Origin of the sequence: Thiothrix nivea DSM 5205 (assembly GCF_000260135.1) — a bacterium.
GTDB lineage: Bacteria > Pseudomonadota > Gammaproteobacteria > Thiotrichales > Thiotrichaceae > Thiothrix > Thiothrix nivea.
Map to the genome: position 1 here is coordinate 1,632,801 of NZ_JH651384.1, position 15,639 is coordinate 1,648,439.

A 15,639-nucleotide genomic window follows, 5' to 3' on the forward strand; every position below is an offset into this window, starting at 1 on the left:
GCTGGGCCGAATCAGGAATGGTCTGCGCCAAAATCCGTGACCACCCGTTGCAACGGGCCGGACACGCCCCGGCAGCAAACGGCCGCTGAGGCTGAAAAAGGCCGTTGCCGACGGGAACCCTGGCGGAATAGCCGCTCGTTGACTTCAATCAACCCGTAGGTGCTTTGCCAGTAGAGTTTTTTTGACCCATAGGCCGCCAACCCGGCTCCTGCCTGCCTTGTTCGACGGCAGTTTCCGCGCGTTGTTCCGCCCAGCCTGACAGGGCGTCATGCCCCAGTTGGCGCAGGGTTTCGATGATCTGGCGTTCGGCTTCATCGGCGAGCTTCAGGTCATCCCCTCTGGACTCCACGATGTTCAGGATCGCTTCGATCCGTTCTTGGAGGGCGGGGTGGCGGGCAATGCGTTGGGCCAGGATCATTGGTTTGCCTGACATGCTGCGTTCTCTTCTCATAGGAAATTCCAACAGAGAGTAGACTATGCATCACTTCCGGTCACGCCCCAAGGAATACCAGCAGTTGCTTAGGCAAAACCACATGGTTTGCTCCATGAGCCGCAAAGGCAACTGCTGGGATAATGCCCCCACCGAACGTTTCTTCGGCAGCCTCAAACGTGAATGGCTGACAGGGAATCACTATGTGACACGGGACGCCGCTATCCGGGATGTACGTGACTACATCGCGTACTACAACTCACGGCGGCTACATACAACCATTGGGGACAAAACTCCGATTGAATTTGAGACAGGACAATTGGCTAAATCCGCTTAACAAGGTGTCCGGTTTTACTTGACCAGAACAGTCCCGTGAACCGCAATGTGGGCACACCGTACCGTCAGGCCAGCGCAACACACGCACTTGCTGGTAGCAAGCTTCATCACTGGTCAGGCTGGCTAGGCTAATCAAACTGCCCATATGGCTCCCTCACTGGCTTGTCGGATGCTTATCAGTTGGGGATTCTACCAGCGCTTTCAAGGTTCAGGTGGCAAGACCCCGAAACACATAATGAGCCTTGTTCAAAACGGGTATCCAGTACAGGTGGCAACTTCATCGGGACTTTCACTTTGGTCGGTAAAAGCACTTGATGTTGTTGCCACATCTCGCTTTTTCAAGCTTTAACATGAAGTTATCGATTAAGTTGGCGCGTATGGGGCAAGCCCTCTCCCCTCGGTCGACTTTCTCGTTTCACTCGAAAGCGGGGTATCACTTCACTTCGCTCACACACTTCGTGGATCGCTACGTTCAACAGCGCCTTGCGACGCTGTTTGAAGAATCGCCCCAAGGGGCGGGGAATAAAACCCGAAGTGATTCAATAAGCGGGTCTATGATCACATGGGTCTTGACAATCATTCAAGCCGAGCTGCTCCTCAATAATGCCTGAGCTTTACCTCTACGGCGCTGGCGGTCACGGCAAGGTGGTGTTCCATGCCTTCGCCAGCCAAGGCAAAATCATCACCGCCTTCATTGATGACCAAGCTGATCGCCGCGTGTGCGGCTTGCCTGTCCTCAGCCCTGCGGAAGCGCGGGACATCTTCCCCCGCGTCATCCATGTCGCGATCGGCAACAACCAGGCGCGCCACGACCTGCAAACGGCATGGGAATGCCTGGGAGTGACCGCGGCAACCGCCATCCATGGCCGCGCCACGGTTTATTTCCATACCCAAGGTTAAAACCACCGGCTTTAGCCGGTCAGCTTTAGCTCAGGTCGCTTTTTAAGGCTGTTGCAAGTTTGCACAATCTTTGTCGAAGCGGTTCTTAAGCGCGGGGAGCGAAACGGGTGGACTTTCAGTCCTCTGCGACCCGCGCCAAACCCACCTACTTTAGTAGGTGGTCGTTTAGTCCACCGCCACGGTCGGAGCCGGCAGCCTAATCGCGGCGGGCGCGGTCGTGGGGCCGGACGCCACCGTCGGCGCGGGCTGTATCATCAACCATAACGCAGTGGTGGAACATGACGCCTTCATCGGCGACTTTTGCCATATCGCCCAGTGCGCCGTTATCGGCGGCGGCGGGCGCGTTGGGACGCAATGCCACGTTGGCGCCGGCGTCGTCATCCTGCCTTATGTAAGTATCGGCAACCACGTCACCATCGCGGCGGGCGCGATTGTCTCTCGCGACCTGCCTGACCACGGCATCTTCCCCCCGCCCCTGTGATACCGATCACAGACATTAATTAACCCAACTTATATAAAAACACTATATTGTTGTTGGGCTTAAAACAGGGGAAGCATCATGAGTCTGCGTACAACCTTCAAACGCCAGTCCGATATTACACTGGCATTCATCGCCGCCACTGTGCTGTTATTGCCAGGGTTATTGGTGGCCTTGCTGGTGCGCCTTACCTCTCCCGGCCCGATCCTGTACTGGTCCGAGCGCGTGGGTGAAAACAACCGCATCTTCAGGATGCCCAAGTTCCGCACCATGCGCACCGACACTCCCGCCGTCGCCACCCATTTGCTGCAAGACCCGGCCCGTTGGCTAACGCCTATTGGCGGTTTCCTGCGCAAGACCAGCCTTGACGAACTCCCCCAGTTGTGGAGCATCCTGAAAGGTGACATGAGTTTCGTCGGCCCCCGCCCCGCCCTGTTCAACCAGGATGACCTCATCGCCCTGCGTACCGAACGTGAAGTTCACCGCATCCTCCCCGGCCTCACTGGCTGGGCGCAAATCAACGGGCGTGATGAACTCCCTATTCCGCAAAAAGTGGCGTTGGACGCCGAATACCTGCTGCGCCAATCCTTCTGGTTTGACCTCAAAATTATCTGGCTGACGGCGCTCAAGGTCATGCGCAGCGAAGGCGTGACCCATTAATCTACCCACGAGGGCAGCCAACGGTTGCCCTCTCCCCTCCCTCTGGCGCGTTGCGCGACCAGAAAAACTTCCGCCACACTCCCCCACCTGCCCCATGCTATACTCCCTCCCCCTATGTCAGGATAGTTGTCGCATTTGCTGATGTTGGCAACCAAAACACATTTGCAGCCAGTCCCCTGCCTTGCTACCCTCAAATCATGGCAAACACAAGCAGTTGATACACATGGCGCAAGCATTATCCAAACATCCCCCTGTTTCACCAGAACAATACCTGCTGGATGAAAATGACAATCCCGGTGGTATCCGGCATGAATACGTCAACGGGTATGTCTATGCCATGGCAGGAGCAAGCCGGGGGCATAACCGTGTAGCAATGAACCTCGCAGCAACGCTCCATAGCCATCTAAAAAAAAGCCATTGTGAAGTCTTCCAGTCAGACATGAAGGTCGGCATCCGGCACCAGGATGATGTCCGCTTTTACTACCCCGACATTCAGGTCAGTTGTGAAGAAGAAAGCGACGCCTATTACAACACTTCACCCTGCCTGATCATTGAAGTATTATCGGAAAGCACCGCTCGAAAAGACCGCACCGAAAACCTGCTGCTGGAGTCCGTTGACCTGACCATCAGCGTGGATGATTTGTACGGCTTTTTACAAGCGTAGGTGGATGATCCAGACACATGCCCAGACACTTCAACACCACCGGCCCCGTTCACCCAGAAGATCACTACTGCATCGACCCCATGACCCGACTCGATTGGGAAGAAGTCCACGCGCTCATCGATGCGAAAAAATTCTTCGTCCTGCACGTCCCCCGCCAGACCGGCAAAACCACCACCCTGCTGGCGATGGCAGACGTACTTAACCAATCGGGTAATTAGGTGATTTACCTCAAAGACATTACCCAAAAACAGGGCGAATCAGAATGTCCCATTTTGGTAAAGCAGCATTTCTTTCCAGCCTCGCCTCAACAGCCTCCATAGCTTTTTTGCTGAGGGTCACACCCTTCTCATAAACCTTGCGACTGAATTCGACCATGGGGTTGATGCCTTTCCAGGTCATGGTTTTTGCCCATTCCAGCAGGGTTTCGGCATCCTTGAGCTGGGTGCCGTTCCAGTGTTGTTCCAGAATCCCCCAGCAGCGTTCAATCGGGTTGTACTTGCTGTGGTAAGGCGGGTAGTACAGCAGGTGGACTGTCTTACCGGTATGGTTGGCGAATTCCACCATGCGCTTGAGGAATTGCGTCCTGATCCCGCTGCTTTCCGGGCCATTGTCCGCTTTGATCTGGATGCACTGGCAGGCGTCCTTGTCAGCAGAAGGCATCTGTTCCCATACCCGGCACAGGGAATCCACGATGAAGTCACTGGTTTTGCTGGAACTGCCGAAGGTCAGGTAAACCTGCCCACTGTCCTCATCCAGTACGCCAAAAGGGATGTATTTCTCTTTGCAGCCCATCTCATGGTCAGCGGCTTTATTGTCACCCCGTGTTTTCCCGCCCCGTGAGTAGTCACCGATGTTGACGGTCGCCTTGCAGTCCATGCTCAGGCGTTTGACCGCCCCATCGGCAAACTGCCCATCGTTGGCCTGGATATTGGCGAAGATGGCGTCGGTTTCTGGAATTTTTTTTGCGGCTTGGCTTTCTCCACCTTGCGCAGGCGGTAGCCATTCCGGTTGAGTATCCGCGCCATGGTGCTGGGGGCGGGCACTTGTCCACCGCTGAAACCCATGGCCTGTAACTGCCGGATGGCTTCCGCCGCCGTCAGGCGGGTGTAGGCGATGCTGCTGCGGAATGTCGGGTCTTGCTGGCTATGTGCTTCCGCCAGCGCCAGCAAGGCGGCTGCCGCTTCCGGCTGGGTTTCCTCCCAGCGCTTCTGGCCACAATACGCCGCCTGCGCACCCACGCAAACCATGCCGCTGCGCTGTTCCTCCAAACCCAACTGCACCCCCTCCCGACCCCAGCCAAAACACCTTTCAGTCTGGCGGGCGTTGCCTGCACAATATTTCCGGCTCATGTCCGCCTGGAACGCACGGCGGGTGCTGCCAGACATTTTCGAGGCCGCCAGTTTCAGGTCGGCTATCTGGGATTCACTCAGGATCGGGTTAGCTGTTTGGGGTTCGGGGGGCATGGGGATAGGGACTCCGCTTGTCGATAAGACAAGTGTAGCCATTGCGGGGGAATCTTTCAGGGAAATCCCCTTACACCGCCCTCTACATTAATGTGGAATCGGCTCAATCTGCCCGTGGCGATGTGCAACAAGGCATGAAAGCCATCATTGATAGCCTGATTGAAGGAGCCACGTTCCGTTTAGGGGATGAACGTATGCAGGCATGGCGCGAAGCCGCCTGGAATAACGCAGGCCCACACGCTGCCTTCAAACACCTGCTAAGCCGCTGGACGCAAGCCTCCACCAAGCCGATCGTCTTGATGATCGACGAAGTGGATGCCCTGGTTGGCGACACCCTCATCTCGCTGCTGCGCCAGCTGCGCGAAGGCTATATCGGGCGGCCTGTTGTGCCTTTTCCACAAAGCGTCATTCTGTGTGGCGTGCGTGACGTGCGCGATTACCGCATCCACACAGAACACCACGAAATCATCACTGGCGGCAGCGCCTTCAACATCAAAGCCAAATCGCTGCGCATGGGCAGTTTCAACCAGGCCGAAATACAAGCCCTGTACCAACAACACACCGATGAAACCGGTCAAGTGTTTGACTCGACCATTTTCCCTGAGCTGTGGGAAGACACCCGTGGGCAACCATGGCTGGTGAATGCGCTGGGGCATGAGCTGATCTGGGAAGACAAAACCGCCCGTGACCGCTCCACCCCCATCACGCTGGAACGCTATCGTGCTGCCCGCGACCGTCTGATCTATTCCCGCACCACCCACCTGCACCAATTGACAGATAAATTGCATGAGCCACGGGTGCATCGCCTGATCGCGGCCATGTTGGCGGGTGATGAAAACCTCAGCGGCATTCCTGCGGATGACCAGGAGTACGTAGCCGATCTGGGGCTGATCGAAACCCGCCCGCAGATGCGTATCAGCAACCGCATCTATCAGGAAATCATCCCCCGCGAGCTGATCTGGGTCGAGCAAACCAGCATCGTGCAGCAGCAGGCATGGTATCTCACCCCCCAACGGCGCATCGACATGCCCAAACTGCTGGCCGCTTTCCAGCAGTTTTTCCGCGAAAACTCGCAAAGCTGGATCGAACGCTTCGACTACAAGGAGGCCGGGCCGCAACTGCTGCTGTAAGCCTTCCTGCAACGCATCATCAACGGCGGCGGGCGCATCAACCGCGAATACGGCCTGGGCAGGAAACGCACCGACCTGTTCATCGAATGGCCTGTCGATGAGCAACAAGGCTATTCCGGCGAGGTGCAGCGCATCGTCCTGGAATTGAAAATCCTCCACAAATCGCTGGAAACCACCATCGACGATGGGCTGGAACAAACGTAAGCGCTTCTAAATCCCCCTCCTTTCAGCGCCCCACGTAATCCCGGACACTCAGCCCATCAGCAACAGATTGCATGGGAGAACACGATGAATCCAGGTCAAGATGGGCGTCTGGCGTACTGGCAAGCCCAGCTCCAACGCTTCCAGTCCTCCGGCCTTTCCGGAGTCCAGTATTGTGAACAGGAACAGTTGAGTTACCACGGCTTTGTCTACTGGCGGCGCAAATTATGCGGTACGGCGGGCAAGCCGCCCGGGGATGGCAAACGCCCGGTATTGCCAGAGCCTTCCGGTTTCGTGACTGTCCGCCCGGCGCAGCCGGGGACAGACGCCCGGACGGGCGATGGCCTGGAGCTGTCCCTGCCGAATGGCCTGGTGATCAGGAATATCCACCCCGGCAATGTGGCCTTGCTGCGCCGGTTGCTGGGGCAGTTGTAATGGCCCGTTATTTCCGCCCCGCCGGGGAGATGCCGGACATTTACCTTTACCGCCCGCCCATTGATTTCCGCAAGGCCGCCCAGGGGCTGGCGGCGATCGTGGCGCAGGAATTGGGCCACGACCCGTTTGCCGGGGCGCTGTACGCCTTCACCAACCGCCAGCGCACGAAAATCAAATGCCTGTATTGGGAAGACAATGGCTTTGTGCTGTATTACAAAGCCCTGGCGGAAGAGAAGTTCCATTGGCCGCAAACGGGGGATGGCGGGGTGATGGCGCTGACGGCCCAGCAGATCAACTGGCTGCTGGACGGTTATGACATCAGCCTGCTCAAAGGGCATAAAAAGTTGTGCTACGGGGCGCTGTTTTAGCGACTTATCCTGATGATTTTGTTATCATTTAACCCATGGATTTAGCACCGCCGCCAGCCCCCAAAACCACATCCCATAGCGACCTGGACGCTGCCCGCCTGCGCCAGTTGCTGGCGCAGCAAGAGGCGGAATTTGCCGCCGTCCTGAAACAGCGTGACCACCATATCCAGCTCCTGGAAGAAATGCTGCGCCTGGCCAAAATACAGCGGTTTAGCGCCCAGTCTGAAAAGCTCCCCTTCCAGATTGACCTGTTTGATGAAGCCGAGTTGGCAACCGCGCTGGAGGACATCGCCGGACGACTGCCGGAGGCGGAACCCGCCAGGCCCCGCCCCAGCCAACGCCAGCGCGGCTTCCCGCCCGGGCTGAAGCGCCAACGGGTGGAGCTGTTGTTGGGTGATGCGGAAAAAGCCGGGGCGACCCGCACGTTTTTCACCAAGGTCAAGGAAGAGCTGGACTACATCCCGGCGCAACTGGTGGTGCTGGAATACTGGCAGGAAAAAGCCGTGTTTGCCGCCGGGGCCAGCCAGGATCCCGCCCCGGCAACGGCAGATGGCGGGCCAACGCTGGTCGCCGCCGCCCGTCCGCCCCATCCGTTGGGCAAATGCCATGCCAGCCTCAACCTGCTGACGCAGGTCATCATCGCCAAATACGCCGATGGCCTGCCCCTGTACCGCCTGGAGGGCATTTTCAAACGCCACGGCGCGGAACTCAGCCGCAGCAGCATGGCCCACTGGATCATCCGTCTGGAGGACAGCTTCAAACCCCTGCTCAACCTGCTGCGCGAAACCCAGAACAGCGGCGCTTACCTGCAAGGCGATGAAACCCGCATCCAGGTGCTGAAGGAGGACGGCAAAACCGCCCAGGCCGACAAATGGATGTGGGTGGTGCGGGGCGGCCCGCCGAACCAGGTGGCGGTCTTGTTTGAATACGACCCCAGCCGGGCGGGGAGCGTCCCCGAACGCCTACTGATGGACTTCCACGGCATTTTCCAGGCCGACGGCTATTCCGGTTACGCCGCCGTGTGCCGCAACAACGCCATCACCCGCATTGGCTGCTGGGACCATGCCCGCCGCAAGTTCGTGGAGGCCGTCAAGGCGGCGGGCGGCAAACAGGCCCGTGGCAAACCCACCCTGGCGGATATTGCCCTGGGCATGATCCGCAGGCTCTACCGCATCGAGGACAACATCAAGGGCCTGGACACGGCGGAGAAATACCGCCTGCGCCAGCAGTTGAGCGTGCCCCTGCTCAACGAACTGAAAACCTGGCTGGAAACGCAGGTCGGCAAGGTGATGAAAGGCGGCCTCACCCGCAAGGCGATGGAATACTGCCTCAACCAGTGGGAATACCTGAGTGGCTACTGCCAACGCGGCGACCTGCATATCAGCAATGTGCTGGCGGAGAACGCCATCCGCCCCTTTGCCGTGGGCCGCAAAGCCTGGCTGTTTGCCGACACCCCGCATGGCGCGCGCGCCAGCGCCGCCTGTTATTCCCTGATTGAAACCGCCAAGGCCAACGGCCTCGAACCGTATGCCTATATCCGCTATCTGCTGGAGCATATCGCCCAGGCCGACACCCTGGAAAAATGGGAGGCCCTCCTGCCATGGAATGTGCCGCTGGAGAAATGTGCGAAAAAAGTCCCTTTTTTTGACAAGGGCAAGTAGGGCGATTTAACGGCGCTTACGAACAAACCAGTGGATATGCCGACCAATGCGGTGCGGACGAGGCCCACCTCATCATCTTTGACCGTCGGCCAGAAGTGGCATGGGATGACAAGATCTGGAAGCGGCAAGAAAGCTGGCAAGGGCGTAGTTTGGGTGTATGGGGAATGTAACATCACAATGGAGCACCGGAAGCCAGCATGCCGAATTTTACAGGTTTATCAGGCTCTGCTACGCTATAAACCATTAATTTTTGGACGTCAGGCGGTAAGTTATGAATTGGCAAGAGGTCTGCGCCAACACTGCATTGCAAAACCTACCCTACAAAATGGAACTGAATCGACAAGGACAGATTATCATGAGTCCAGCCAGCGTCCGTCATGTCATCTTTCAGGCCAGAATCATTGCGTTACTCAACAAACAGGCTGGCGATTGGTTAGTTGTTCCAGAATTTCCAATCGAAACACCCGATGGCGTCAAAGTCGCTGATGTTGGTTTGTTGACAATCGAGCAGGCCAGAACCATCAAAAATAATATAACATCGGCTTTTGCCCCAATCATTTGTGTAGAAGTGTTATCCCCCAGCAATACCCTAGCGGAGATGCACCATAAAAAAGCTCTGTATTTCGGGCTAGGCGCGGAAGAGTTCTGGCTCTGCGACCAAATGGGTAGTATGACGTTTTATGATGAGAGCGGGGAATTACTAGCCTCCAAAAAGGTACGGGATTTCCCTGTAAATGTTGATTTTTGATTGAGAGATAAAATACAAGGGGCGTATTGCATAAATATGAGTACCGCAACCTACGATCAGGATTTGTACACATGGGCACTGGAACAAGCCGCCTTGTTACGCGCCCGTAAATTCGACCAGATTGATCTGGAGCATATCATTGAGGAAATCGAGGACATGAGCAAATCTGAAAAACGCGCCTTGCAATCCTTTTTGGAAACCTTGCTCATGCACTTGCTGAAGTGGCAATACCAATCAGCCTATCAAGGCAATAGCTGGAAATTCACCATTATCGAACAACGCGAACGTATCATTGAACATCTACAGGATAATCCGGGGTTAAAAAGCAAATTACCTGATTTGATCATCAGAGCTTACAATTATGCTGTCAAAGGTGCAGTGCGTGAAACAGGTTTGCCTGTCATCCACTTCCCGGCAGATTGCCCGTGGACTTTTGAAGAGTTCATGAATCCTGATTTCTGGCCTGAATCCTCATGATCTTGGCCGAACAAACCAGCATCGTGCAACAACAAGCGTGGTACCTTACCCCGCAACGGCGTCTCGACATGCCCAAACTGCTAGCCACTTTCCAGCAGTTTTTCCGCGAAAACTCACAAAGCTGGATCGAACGTTTCGACTACAAGGAGACCGGGCCGCAACTACTGCTGCAAGCCTTCCTGCAACGCATCATCAACGGCGGGGGGCGCCTCAACCGTGAGTACGGTTGAGGGAGAAAGCGCACTGACTTACTTATCGAGTGGCCTGTCGATGAAGCACAAGGCTTTTACGGCGAAGTCCAGCGTATCGAGCAGAAAACGGGCAAGGGCATACAGTCGGCGTATGGGGGATGTGACGGGGTAAGTACCACCTTGGGTAGCCAGATATGTAAAGTAGCCGTAACGCGACCCTGAATACAATAATTTTAAGCCCCATAATTCATTGATAACATTTATGTGCTTCCCGTCACATCCAGACACTTGCCCATTACAATAGACTTGTCTTATTGAGCATTCATAAACACTTTCAGGCGAGCAGGTGATGCTAGGGCATATTGGGCATCCCGATGAAACACATGGTTTCCGATCCATTCTCAAACAACCAAGCCCCATTGTCTTTATAGACAAAACCATCGCCTTCCTGAAAGCTGGTTTATCCGCATCTCTGACAGGAATAATGGTTATGTTTTTTGGACAACAATTTGCGACTTCCCTGTTCACACTGCCCCGCTGGCAAAAACGCTTGCTCATGCTGGCCAGTGACCTTGTCCTGTTACCACTGGCAGTCTGGCTCAGTTTCTGCCTCCGCTTCGGAAGTTGGCATCCCCCCCTGAATGACGGCGTGTGGTTGATGCTGGCCTCCCCGCTACTGACACTTCCCATCATCATGGGAGCCGGCTTGTATCGGGCGGTTATCCGTTTTATTGGTAACCATACCCTGACAACGGTTTTCTACAGCCTTACCCTATCCTCTGTCCTGCTGGCGGTTACAGCCGCCTTATTCGATTGGCAGGGCATCCCCCGTTCCATTTATCCTATCTACTGGGGTGTTGCTTTTTTGCTGGTCGGTGGTAGCCGTTACCTGATGTTGCGCTACCATCAATCCCTCCGGCACAAGCCTGACCGCATCGGCGTGGCTATTTATGGCGCTGGGCAATCAGGCACGCAACTGGCCATTGCCCTGGAAAATCTGCCGGAGTACCGGGTCGTCGCCTACCTCGACGATAACCCACGCCTGCATAAATCCATCATCCACGGCGTCTCCGTCCACTCCCGGGAAACACTGCCAAAGTTGCTGGAAAAACACGACATCCAGCAGATTCTGCTGGCGATGCCATCCGCCACCCAGGCACAACGTAGTGAAATTGTCCGCTACCTGGAACCCATGGATGTGCATGTCCGCACTATTCCTGGGCTGAATGAACTGGTTTCCGGCCAACATTCCATTGCTGAACTAGGGCAATCGCATTAAAAACATCTTGTTTTACAATGGTCTAAATTTTAATCTTGGTAGCCCCCAGTCTGCCGGTGACAATTTTTAGCAGATAATCTTCATCCCACCCGGCATTGAGGCGTTTGTTTTTCACACCGACCTTGATGGTTTTGTCAGTTTTAACCAGATTGAGGGCAATGTGGCGGACGACAGCCATGTTGGCGTCGCTGTTGCCGGAACGCATCCGCTGGTCATCTTCGCGGAAAGCGTAATCCAGCACCCAGTGCAGGTTGTTTTCAATGCCCCAGTGTGCCCGCACGACCTGTCCCAGCCGCTCCGGGTTGGAGGCATCCATGCTGCTGATGAAGTAACGGGTTTCTTCAGTGGTCTTATCCTTGCATTCACGGATGGCAGTGACAGCGATAATGCTGGTCAGTTTTGTCCAATGGGGATGGTCTTTCTTCAACCAGCCAATGTTGGAGGTAGCCCGCACGATGCGGGTTTCAATCCGTCCATGCCCGCCGTCATAACGGGTATGGCCAATGGGTGGGCAGGTGTTGGCCGATTCAAAAAATAGCTTCACGTCCTGATGGAGCGTGCCCTGGTTGCCTTTCAGGCTGAGCAGGTAATCGGCTTGCTGGTCGATGATCTGCCTGGCAATGGCCGTTTGGCAACCCATCGCATCCAACGTCACTACCGCTCCTGTCATGTTCAGTTGCATCAATAGTTTAGGGATGGCAGTGATTTCGTTGGATTTATCATCCACCCGCTGTTGTCCCAGCACCAATTGATTCCGGGTCGCCCAGGCACTGACCATGTAGATGGCCGCTTTGTCCGAAGCACTGTCCAGGCTGCGGCGCAGGCATTTGCCATCAATCGCGATGATTTCGCCATCACTGAGGTCGGACAGGTCAGCCACCCAGCGGCTGAAACATTCACTGAACTGCTGTGTGTCGATCAGGCCAAAAACCCGGCCAAAGGTATCGTGTGACGGGATGCCGTGTTGCAACCCCAACACCTCCGTGAACCATTTTCGTTTGGATTTGCCGAACAGCTCAATGGAAGCCCAGTCATCCGCCCCGCAAATCACTGCGCACAGGGTAATGAAGAAGATGTCACTGAGTTTGTGCCGCTTACGGCGGTTCAGACGTGGGTCAGGGATGGAGGCAAAATGGTCAACAATAGCGGCGGTTGGGTGGAGTTTCATGGGCTACCAAAATACCCGCAGCTAACCCTCGGCACAGCAGTTTGTCAATAGCGTTTTAATGCGATTACCCTGATTGCTGAACTGCGTGAGATTGACATTGATGACCTGTTGGGTCGTTTGCCAGTACAACCTGACCCGGAATTGCTACATCACTGCATCACCCATAAGGCAGTCATGGTCACAGGCGCGGGGGGATCTATTGGATCTGAACTTTGCCGACAGATCATCCGCCTGCAACCTACTTGCCTGGTACTGTTTGAGCTTTCAGAGTTCGCCCTCTACCAGATTGACCAGGAGCTATCCAACCTGACAGCCAGTGAAGGGCTGAATGTTCCCCTTATCCCTGTCCTGGGTTCTGTCCAGGACAGGGCAAGGGTCGAAGATGTATTGCGCACTTACCAGGTTGACACCTTGTACCATGCAGCAGCCTACAAGCATGTGCCCATGGTGGAGCACAACCCTGTGGAAGGTATCCGCAACAACGTGTTCGGAACCCTGCACACTGCTCAAGCTGCCTCTGCTTGTGGCGTCAGCCATTTCATCCTCATTTCCACCGACAAGGCGGTACGCCCCACCAATGTCATGGGTGCCAGCAAGCGCATGGCGGAACTGGTACTGCAAGGGCTGGCGCAACTGCCGGGCAACACCACATTCGGCATGGTGCGGTTTGGTAATGTACTGGGGTCATCCGGCTCTGTCGTGCCCCTGTTCCGCAAACAAATTCAGGCTGGTGGTCCACTGACCGTCACCCACCCCGAGATTATCCGTTACTTCATGACCATTCCCGAGGCCGCCCAACTGGTTATTCAGGCGGGTGCCATGGCGGCTGGTGGGGAGGTTTTCCTGCTGGATATGGGAGAGCCTGTGCGTATCTTTGACCTGGCACAACGCATGATTCGCTTGTCAGGGCTGGAAGTAAGGGATGAATACACCCCGCACGGCGACATCCGCATTGAATTCTCGGGGTTGCGCCCGGGCGAAAAACTGTATGAAGAACTGTTGATCGGCGAAGCACCCGAAACCACAGGACATAGCCGTATTTTCAAGGCTAGGGAAGACGCATTGGAGTGGAGAGAGCTGGAACGTATATTGGCGCAACTGCAAACTGCCTGCCGCCAGTATAACCTGCCAGTGATTTACCGCCTCCTCAAGCTGCATGTGCAAGGCTTCAAACACTCCGGAAATATGCCGGGCGTAGGTGGCAACCACCCAGCAGTATTTGATACACCTGCACAAACTCCCCAGACCCATATCAAATGCGTCGCATGACCGCATAACCCGAGGATGTGATCACTATCACATCCCGGGAACCATTCATCGGGTATTCTTATCGCAGCAATTAAGGCCGGGTATAACTTGGCAAATGAATTTACAGAATTTTGGGCATCATTCTGTCAAAAGATTGCTGTATACTAAATGCTCAAGAATATGCTTGCGGCTAACTTCTTTATTAACGGGCGATACACATGATTGATTTACATAGCCACATTCTTCCCGCGCTGTGTGACGGCTCACAAGACATTGAGACTTCATTGGCCATGGCCCGGATTGCCGTTGCTGATGGCATCACCCATATGGCTTGTACGCCGCATATATACCCAAATGTTTATGAAAACACAGCAGCCGATATTCGACCGGCACTGGAATCCTTACAAGCGGTACTTAACCGGGAAGGCATCCCCTTGAGGCTCGTGATGGGCGCTGACGTGCATATGGTTCCCGAGGTCATCAGCGGATTGCGGCGGGGAACCATCCCCACCCTGCATGGCTCACGCTATTTTTTGCTGGAACCATCCCACCATGTGCCAGTCCCCAACTTTCTGGAGCAGGTGGAAAATTTTGTGAACGCCGGTTATGTCCCGCTTATCACCCATCCTGAACGTTTGCACTGGGTGCATGGGCATTATGAAACCTTTCTGGAGGCCGCCAAGCTGGGGGCCTGGATTCAGATTACGGCTGGCGCCGTTACCGGGCATTTTGGCCGTTCCGCCAAAAACTGGTGTGAACGCTTCCTGGGTGACGGTTATGTGCATGTGATCGCCTCCGACGCACATGAAGCCCGCTCACGTATTCCCGTTCTCACAGATGGCGTGGAAGAGGCTACCAGGATTCTGGGTGACGAAGATGAAGCCTGGCGTTTGGTGCGGGATCGCCCCCAAGCCATCCTGGACGACCTACCGCCGGAAGAAGTCTACGCCCCACCTGCGTTCCAGCTGGCTCGGACTGCCGCCCCCATCCCTGCGGCCAGAAAACCTTGGTTGCAACGCCTATTTGGTTAAATGGATTAACAATGATGCGAAACAATATTCCCCGGTACGGCTCACTGGCGTTGGTTGTGTTGATGGCAACAGCGTGCAGCAGCAATTACATGCCCGAAGATAAAGCAGGTGTTAGTGCCGCCGCCATCAATGAGCAGGAGCTGTTTTCCAGCGTCAGTGAACTGGATTACTCTGCCAAATCCGAGGATTACCGGATTGGGGTTGCAGATTTGCTGAAAATTAGCGTATTCCGCGCCGACGAGTTTGAACAGGAAGCCCGGGTAGACAGTGATGGCAGCATTTCCTTACCCTTGTTGGGCAATGTCCGGGTGGAAGGCTTAACCCCTTCCCAGCTTGAACAGCAGCTTGCAAGCCTGTTGAAACAGAAATACCTGCAAAACCCGCAAGTGACCGTATTCGTCAAGGAATATAGCAGCCAGCAGATTACACTGGATGGCGCTTTCAGGAAACCAGGCATTTACCCGGTAACAGCAGGGCAAGTCACTTTACTTCAAGCATTGGCTTTAGGTGGTGGTTTAGACACTATCGCCGACCCGGGCAAAGTCGTGCTGTTCCGCAAAATTGGCAACCGGCCCAAAGCCTTCCGCTTGAACATCGACGCCATCCGCGATGGCCAGATGAAAAACCCCTACTTGCGTAACAATGACATCATTGTCGCGCATCGTTCCAACAGCCGTTACTGGCTGAAGGAAGTTGCCTCCACCATCAGCAGCGCCAGAAGCATTGCCATCCCCTTCTATTAAGCGAATCGTGTTATGTCAAGTATGAACG

The 15,639-nt window shown here is 55.2% G+C and carries 20 protein-coding genes and 1 pseudogene; 17 read left to right on the forward strand and 4 right to left on the reverse strand.

What is annotated here, in order from left to right; all coding sequences use genetic code 11:
- Positions 1-148: 148 nt before the first annotated feature.
- Entirely contained in the window at positions 149-433 is a 285-nt protein-coding gene (locus THINI_RS08305; protein WP_154724382.1) for a hypothetical protein, read from the reverse strand.
- Positions 434-476: 43 nt separating this feature from the next.
- Between THINI_RS08305 and THINI_RS08310 the strand changes: the two genes are divergently transcribed.
- Complete coding sequence (locus tag THINI_RS08310) at positions 477-767, forward strand: integrase core domain-containing protein (RefSeq protein ID WP_040839292.1); 291 nt, start codon at positions 477-479, stop codon at positions 765-767.
- On the opposite strand, the gene THINI_RS24205 is transcribed toward THINI_RS08310, so the two are convergent.
- Complete coding sequence (locus THINI_RS24205; protein ID WP_081485796.1) at positions 699-911, reverse strand: transposase; 213 nt, start codon at positions 909-911, stop codon at positions 699-701. The genes THINI_RS08310 and THINI_RS24205 overlap by 69 nt on opposite strands.
- A 458-nt stretch (positions 912-1,369) precedes the next feature.
- Between THINI_RS24205 and THINI_RS08320 the strand changes: the two genes are divergently transcribed.
- The 5 genes from THINI_RS08320 (at position 1,370) to THINI_RS08340 (ending at position 3,686) form a co-directional block, all read left to right on the forward strand.
- Positions 1,370-1,666: a PglD-related sugar-binding protein gene (locus THINI_RS08320; protein WP_050988014.1), complete on the forward strand. Its 297-nt coding sequence runs from the start codon at positions 1,370-1,372 to the stop codon at positions 1,664-1,666.
- 217 nt (positions 1,667-1,883) lie between these two features.
- Positions 1,884-2,147 (forward strand): LbetaH domain-containing protein, encoded by a 264-nt coding sequence (locus THINI_RS24210; RefSeq protein WP_245536596.1) that lies wholly within the window; start codon positions 1,884-1,886, stop codon positions 2,145-2,147.
- 78 nt (positions 2,148-2,225) lie between these two features.
- Positions 2,226-2,804 (forward strand): sugar transferase, encoded by a 579-nt coding sequence (locus THINI_RS08330; protein ID WP_002708172.1) that lies wholly within the window; start codon positions 2,226-2,228, stop codon positions 2,802-2,804.
- A gap of 223 nt (positions 2,805-3,027) precedes the next feature.
- Complete coding sequence (locus THINI_RS08335; RefSeq protein WP_002708173.1) at positions 3,028-3,468, forward strand: Uma2 family endonuclease; 441 nt, start codon at positions 3,028-3,030, stop codon at positions 3,466-3,468.
- Between the two features lie 17 nt (positions 3,469-3,485).
- Positions 3,486-3,686 (forward strand): hypothetical protein, encoded by a 201-nt coding sequence (locus THINI_RS08340; RefSeq protein WP_040839297.1) that lies wholly within the window; start codon positions 3,486-3,488, stop codon positions 3,684-3,686.
- A 19-nt stretch (positions 3,687-3,705) separates the two neighbouring features.
- On the opposite strand, the pseudogene THINI_RS27235 reads toward THINI_RS08340, so the two are convergent.
- Positions 3,706-4,973, reverse strand: a pseudogene (locus THINI_RS27235) (ISAzo13 family transposase).
- 92 nt (positions 4,974-5,065) lie between these two features.
- On the opposite strand from THINI_RS27235, the gene THINI_RS08355 reads away from it, so the two are divergent.
- The 8 genes from THINI_RS08355 (at position 5,066) to THINI_RS08390 (ending at position 11,421) form a co-directional block, all read left to right on the forward strand.
- Positions 5,066-6,061, forward strand: coding sequence for an ATP-binding protein (locus THINI_RS08355; RefSeq protein WP_245536597.1), 996 nt, complete (start codon positions 5,066-5,068; stop codon positions 6,059-6,061).
- A gap of 288 nt (positions 6,062-6,349) precedes the next feature.
- The gene (gene tnpA / locus THINI_RS25625) at positions 6,350-6,697 is read left to right on the forward strand and encodes an IS66 family insertion sequence element accessory protein TnpA (protein WP_002706643.1); all 348 of its coding nucleotides are present in this window, start codon (positions 6,350-6,352) and stop codon (positions 6,695-6,697) included.
- A complete protein-coding gene (gene tnpB / locus THINI_RS25630) occupies positions 6,697-7,065 on the forward strand; it encodes an IS66 family insertion sequence element accessory protein TnpB (protein ID WP_002706841.1) in 369 nt (122 codons plus the stop codon). Before tnpA ends, tnpB begins: the two co-directional genes overlap by 1 nt.
- A 35-nt stretch (positions 7,066-7,100) precedes the next feature.
- Positions 7,101-8,726, forward strand: coding sequence for an IS66 family transposase (gene tnpC / locus THINI_RS08370; RefSeq protein WP_002707094.1), 1,626 nt, complete (start codon positions 7,101-7,103; stop codon positions 8,724-8,726).
- Between the two features lie 271 nt (positions 8,727-8,997).
- On the forward strand, positions 8,998-9,474 hold the full coding sequence (locus THINI_RS08375; RefSeq protein ID WP_002708174.1) for a Uma2 family endonuclease: 477 nt from the start codon (positions 8,998-9,000) through the stop codon (positions 9,472-9,474).
- Between the two features lie 36 nt (positions 9,475-9,510).
- The gene (locus tag THINI_RS08380) at positions 9,511-9,951 is read left to right on the forward strand and encodes a DUF29 domain-containing protein (RefSeq protein WP_002708175.1); all 441 of its coding nucleotides are present in this window, start codon (positions 9,511-9,513) and stop codon (positions 9,949-9,951) included.
- A complete protein-coding gene (locus THINI_RS08385) occupies positions 9,948-10,181 on the forward strand; it encodes a hypothetical protein (protein ID WP_040839298.1) in 234 nt (77 codons plus the stop codon). Before THINI_RS08380 ends, THINI_RS08385 begins: the two co-directional genes overlap by 4 nt.
- A 451-nt stretch (positions 10,182-10,632) precedes the next feature.
- A complete protein-coding gene (locus tag THINI_RS08390; RefSeq protein WP_050988015.1) occupies positions 10,633-11,421 on the forward strand; it encodes a nucleoside-diphosphate sugar epimerase/dehydratase in 789 nt (262 codons plus the stop codon).
- Positions 11,422-11,443: 22 nt separating this feature from the next.
- Here the strand turns inward: THINI_RS08390 and THINI_RS08395 are convergent, their stop codons facing one another.
- Entirely contained in the window at positions 11,444-12,589 is a 1,146-nt protein-coding gene (locus THINI_RS08395; protein ID WP_002708100.1) for an ISAs1 family transposase, read from the reverse strand.
- Between the two features lie 108 nt (positions 12,590-12,697).
- Here THINI_RS08395 and THINI_RS08400 point away from each other — a divergent pair, with 108 nt between their 5' ends.
- The 3 genes from THINI_RS08400 to THINI_RS08410 all read left to right on the forward strand — a co-directional run bounded on the left by THINI_RS08400 (position 12,698) and on the right by THINI_RS08410 (position 15,611).
- Entirely contained in the window at positions 12,698-13,858 is a 1,161-nt protein-coding gene (locus tag THINI_RS08400; protein WP_425358283.1) for a UDP-N-acetylglucosamine 4,6-dehydratase family protein, read from the forward strand.
- 197 nt (positions 13,859-14,055) lie between these two features.
- Positions 14,056-14,868, forward strand: coding sequence for a tyrosine-protein phosphatase (locus tag THINI_RS08405; RefSeq protein ID WP_002708176.1), 813 nt, complete (start codon positions 14,056-14,058; stop codon positions 14,866-14,868).
- An 89-nt stretch (positions 14,869-14,957) separates the two neighbouring features.
- Positions 14,958-15,611: a polysaccharide biosynthesis/export family protein gene (locus THINI_RS08410; RefSeq protein ID WP_169314596.1), complete on the forward strand. Its 654-nt coding sequence runs from the start codon at positions 14,958-14,960 to the stop codon at positions 15,609-15,611.
- Positions 15,612-15,639: the final 28 nt, after the last annotated feature.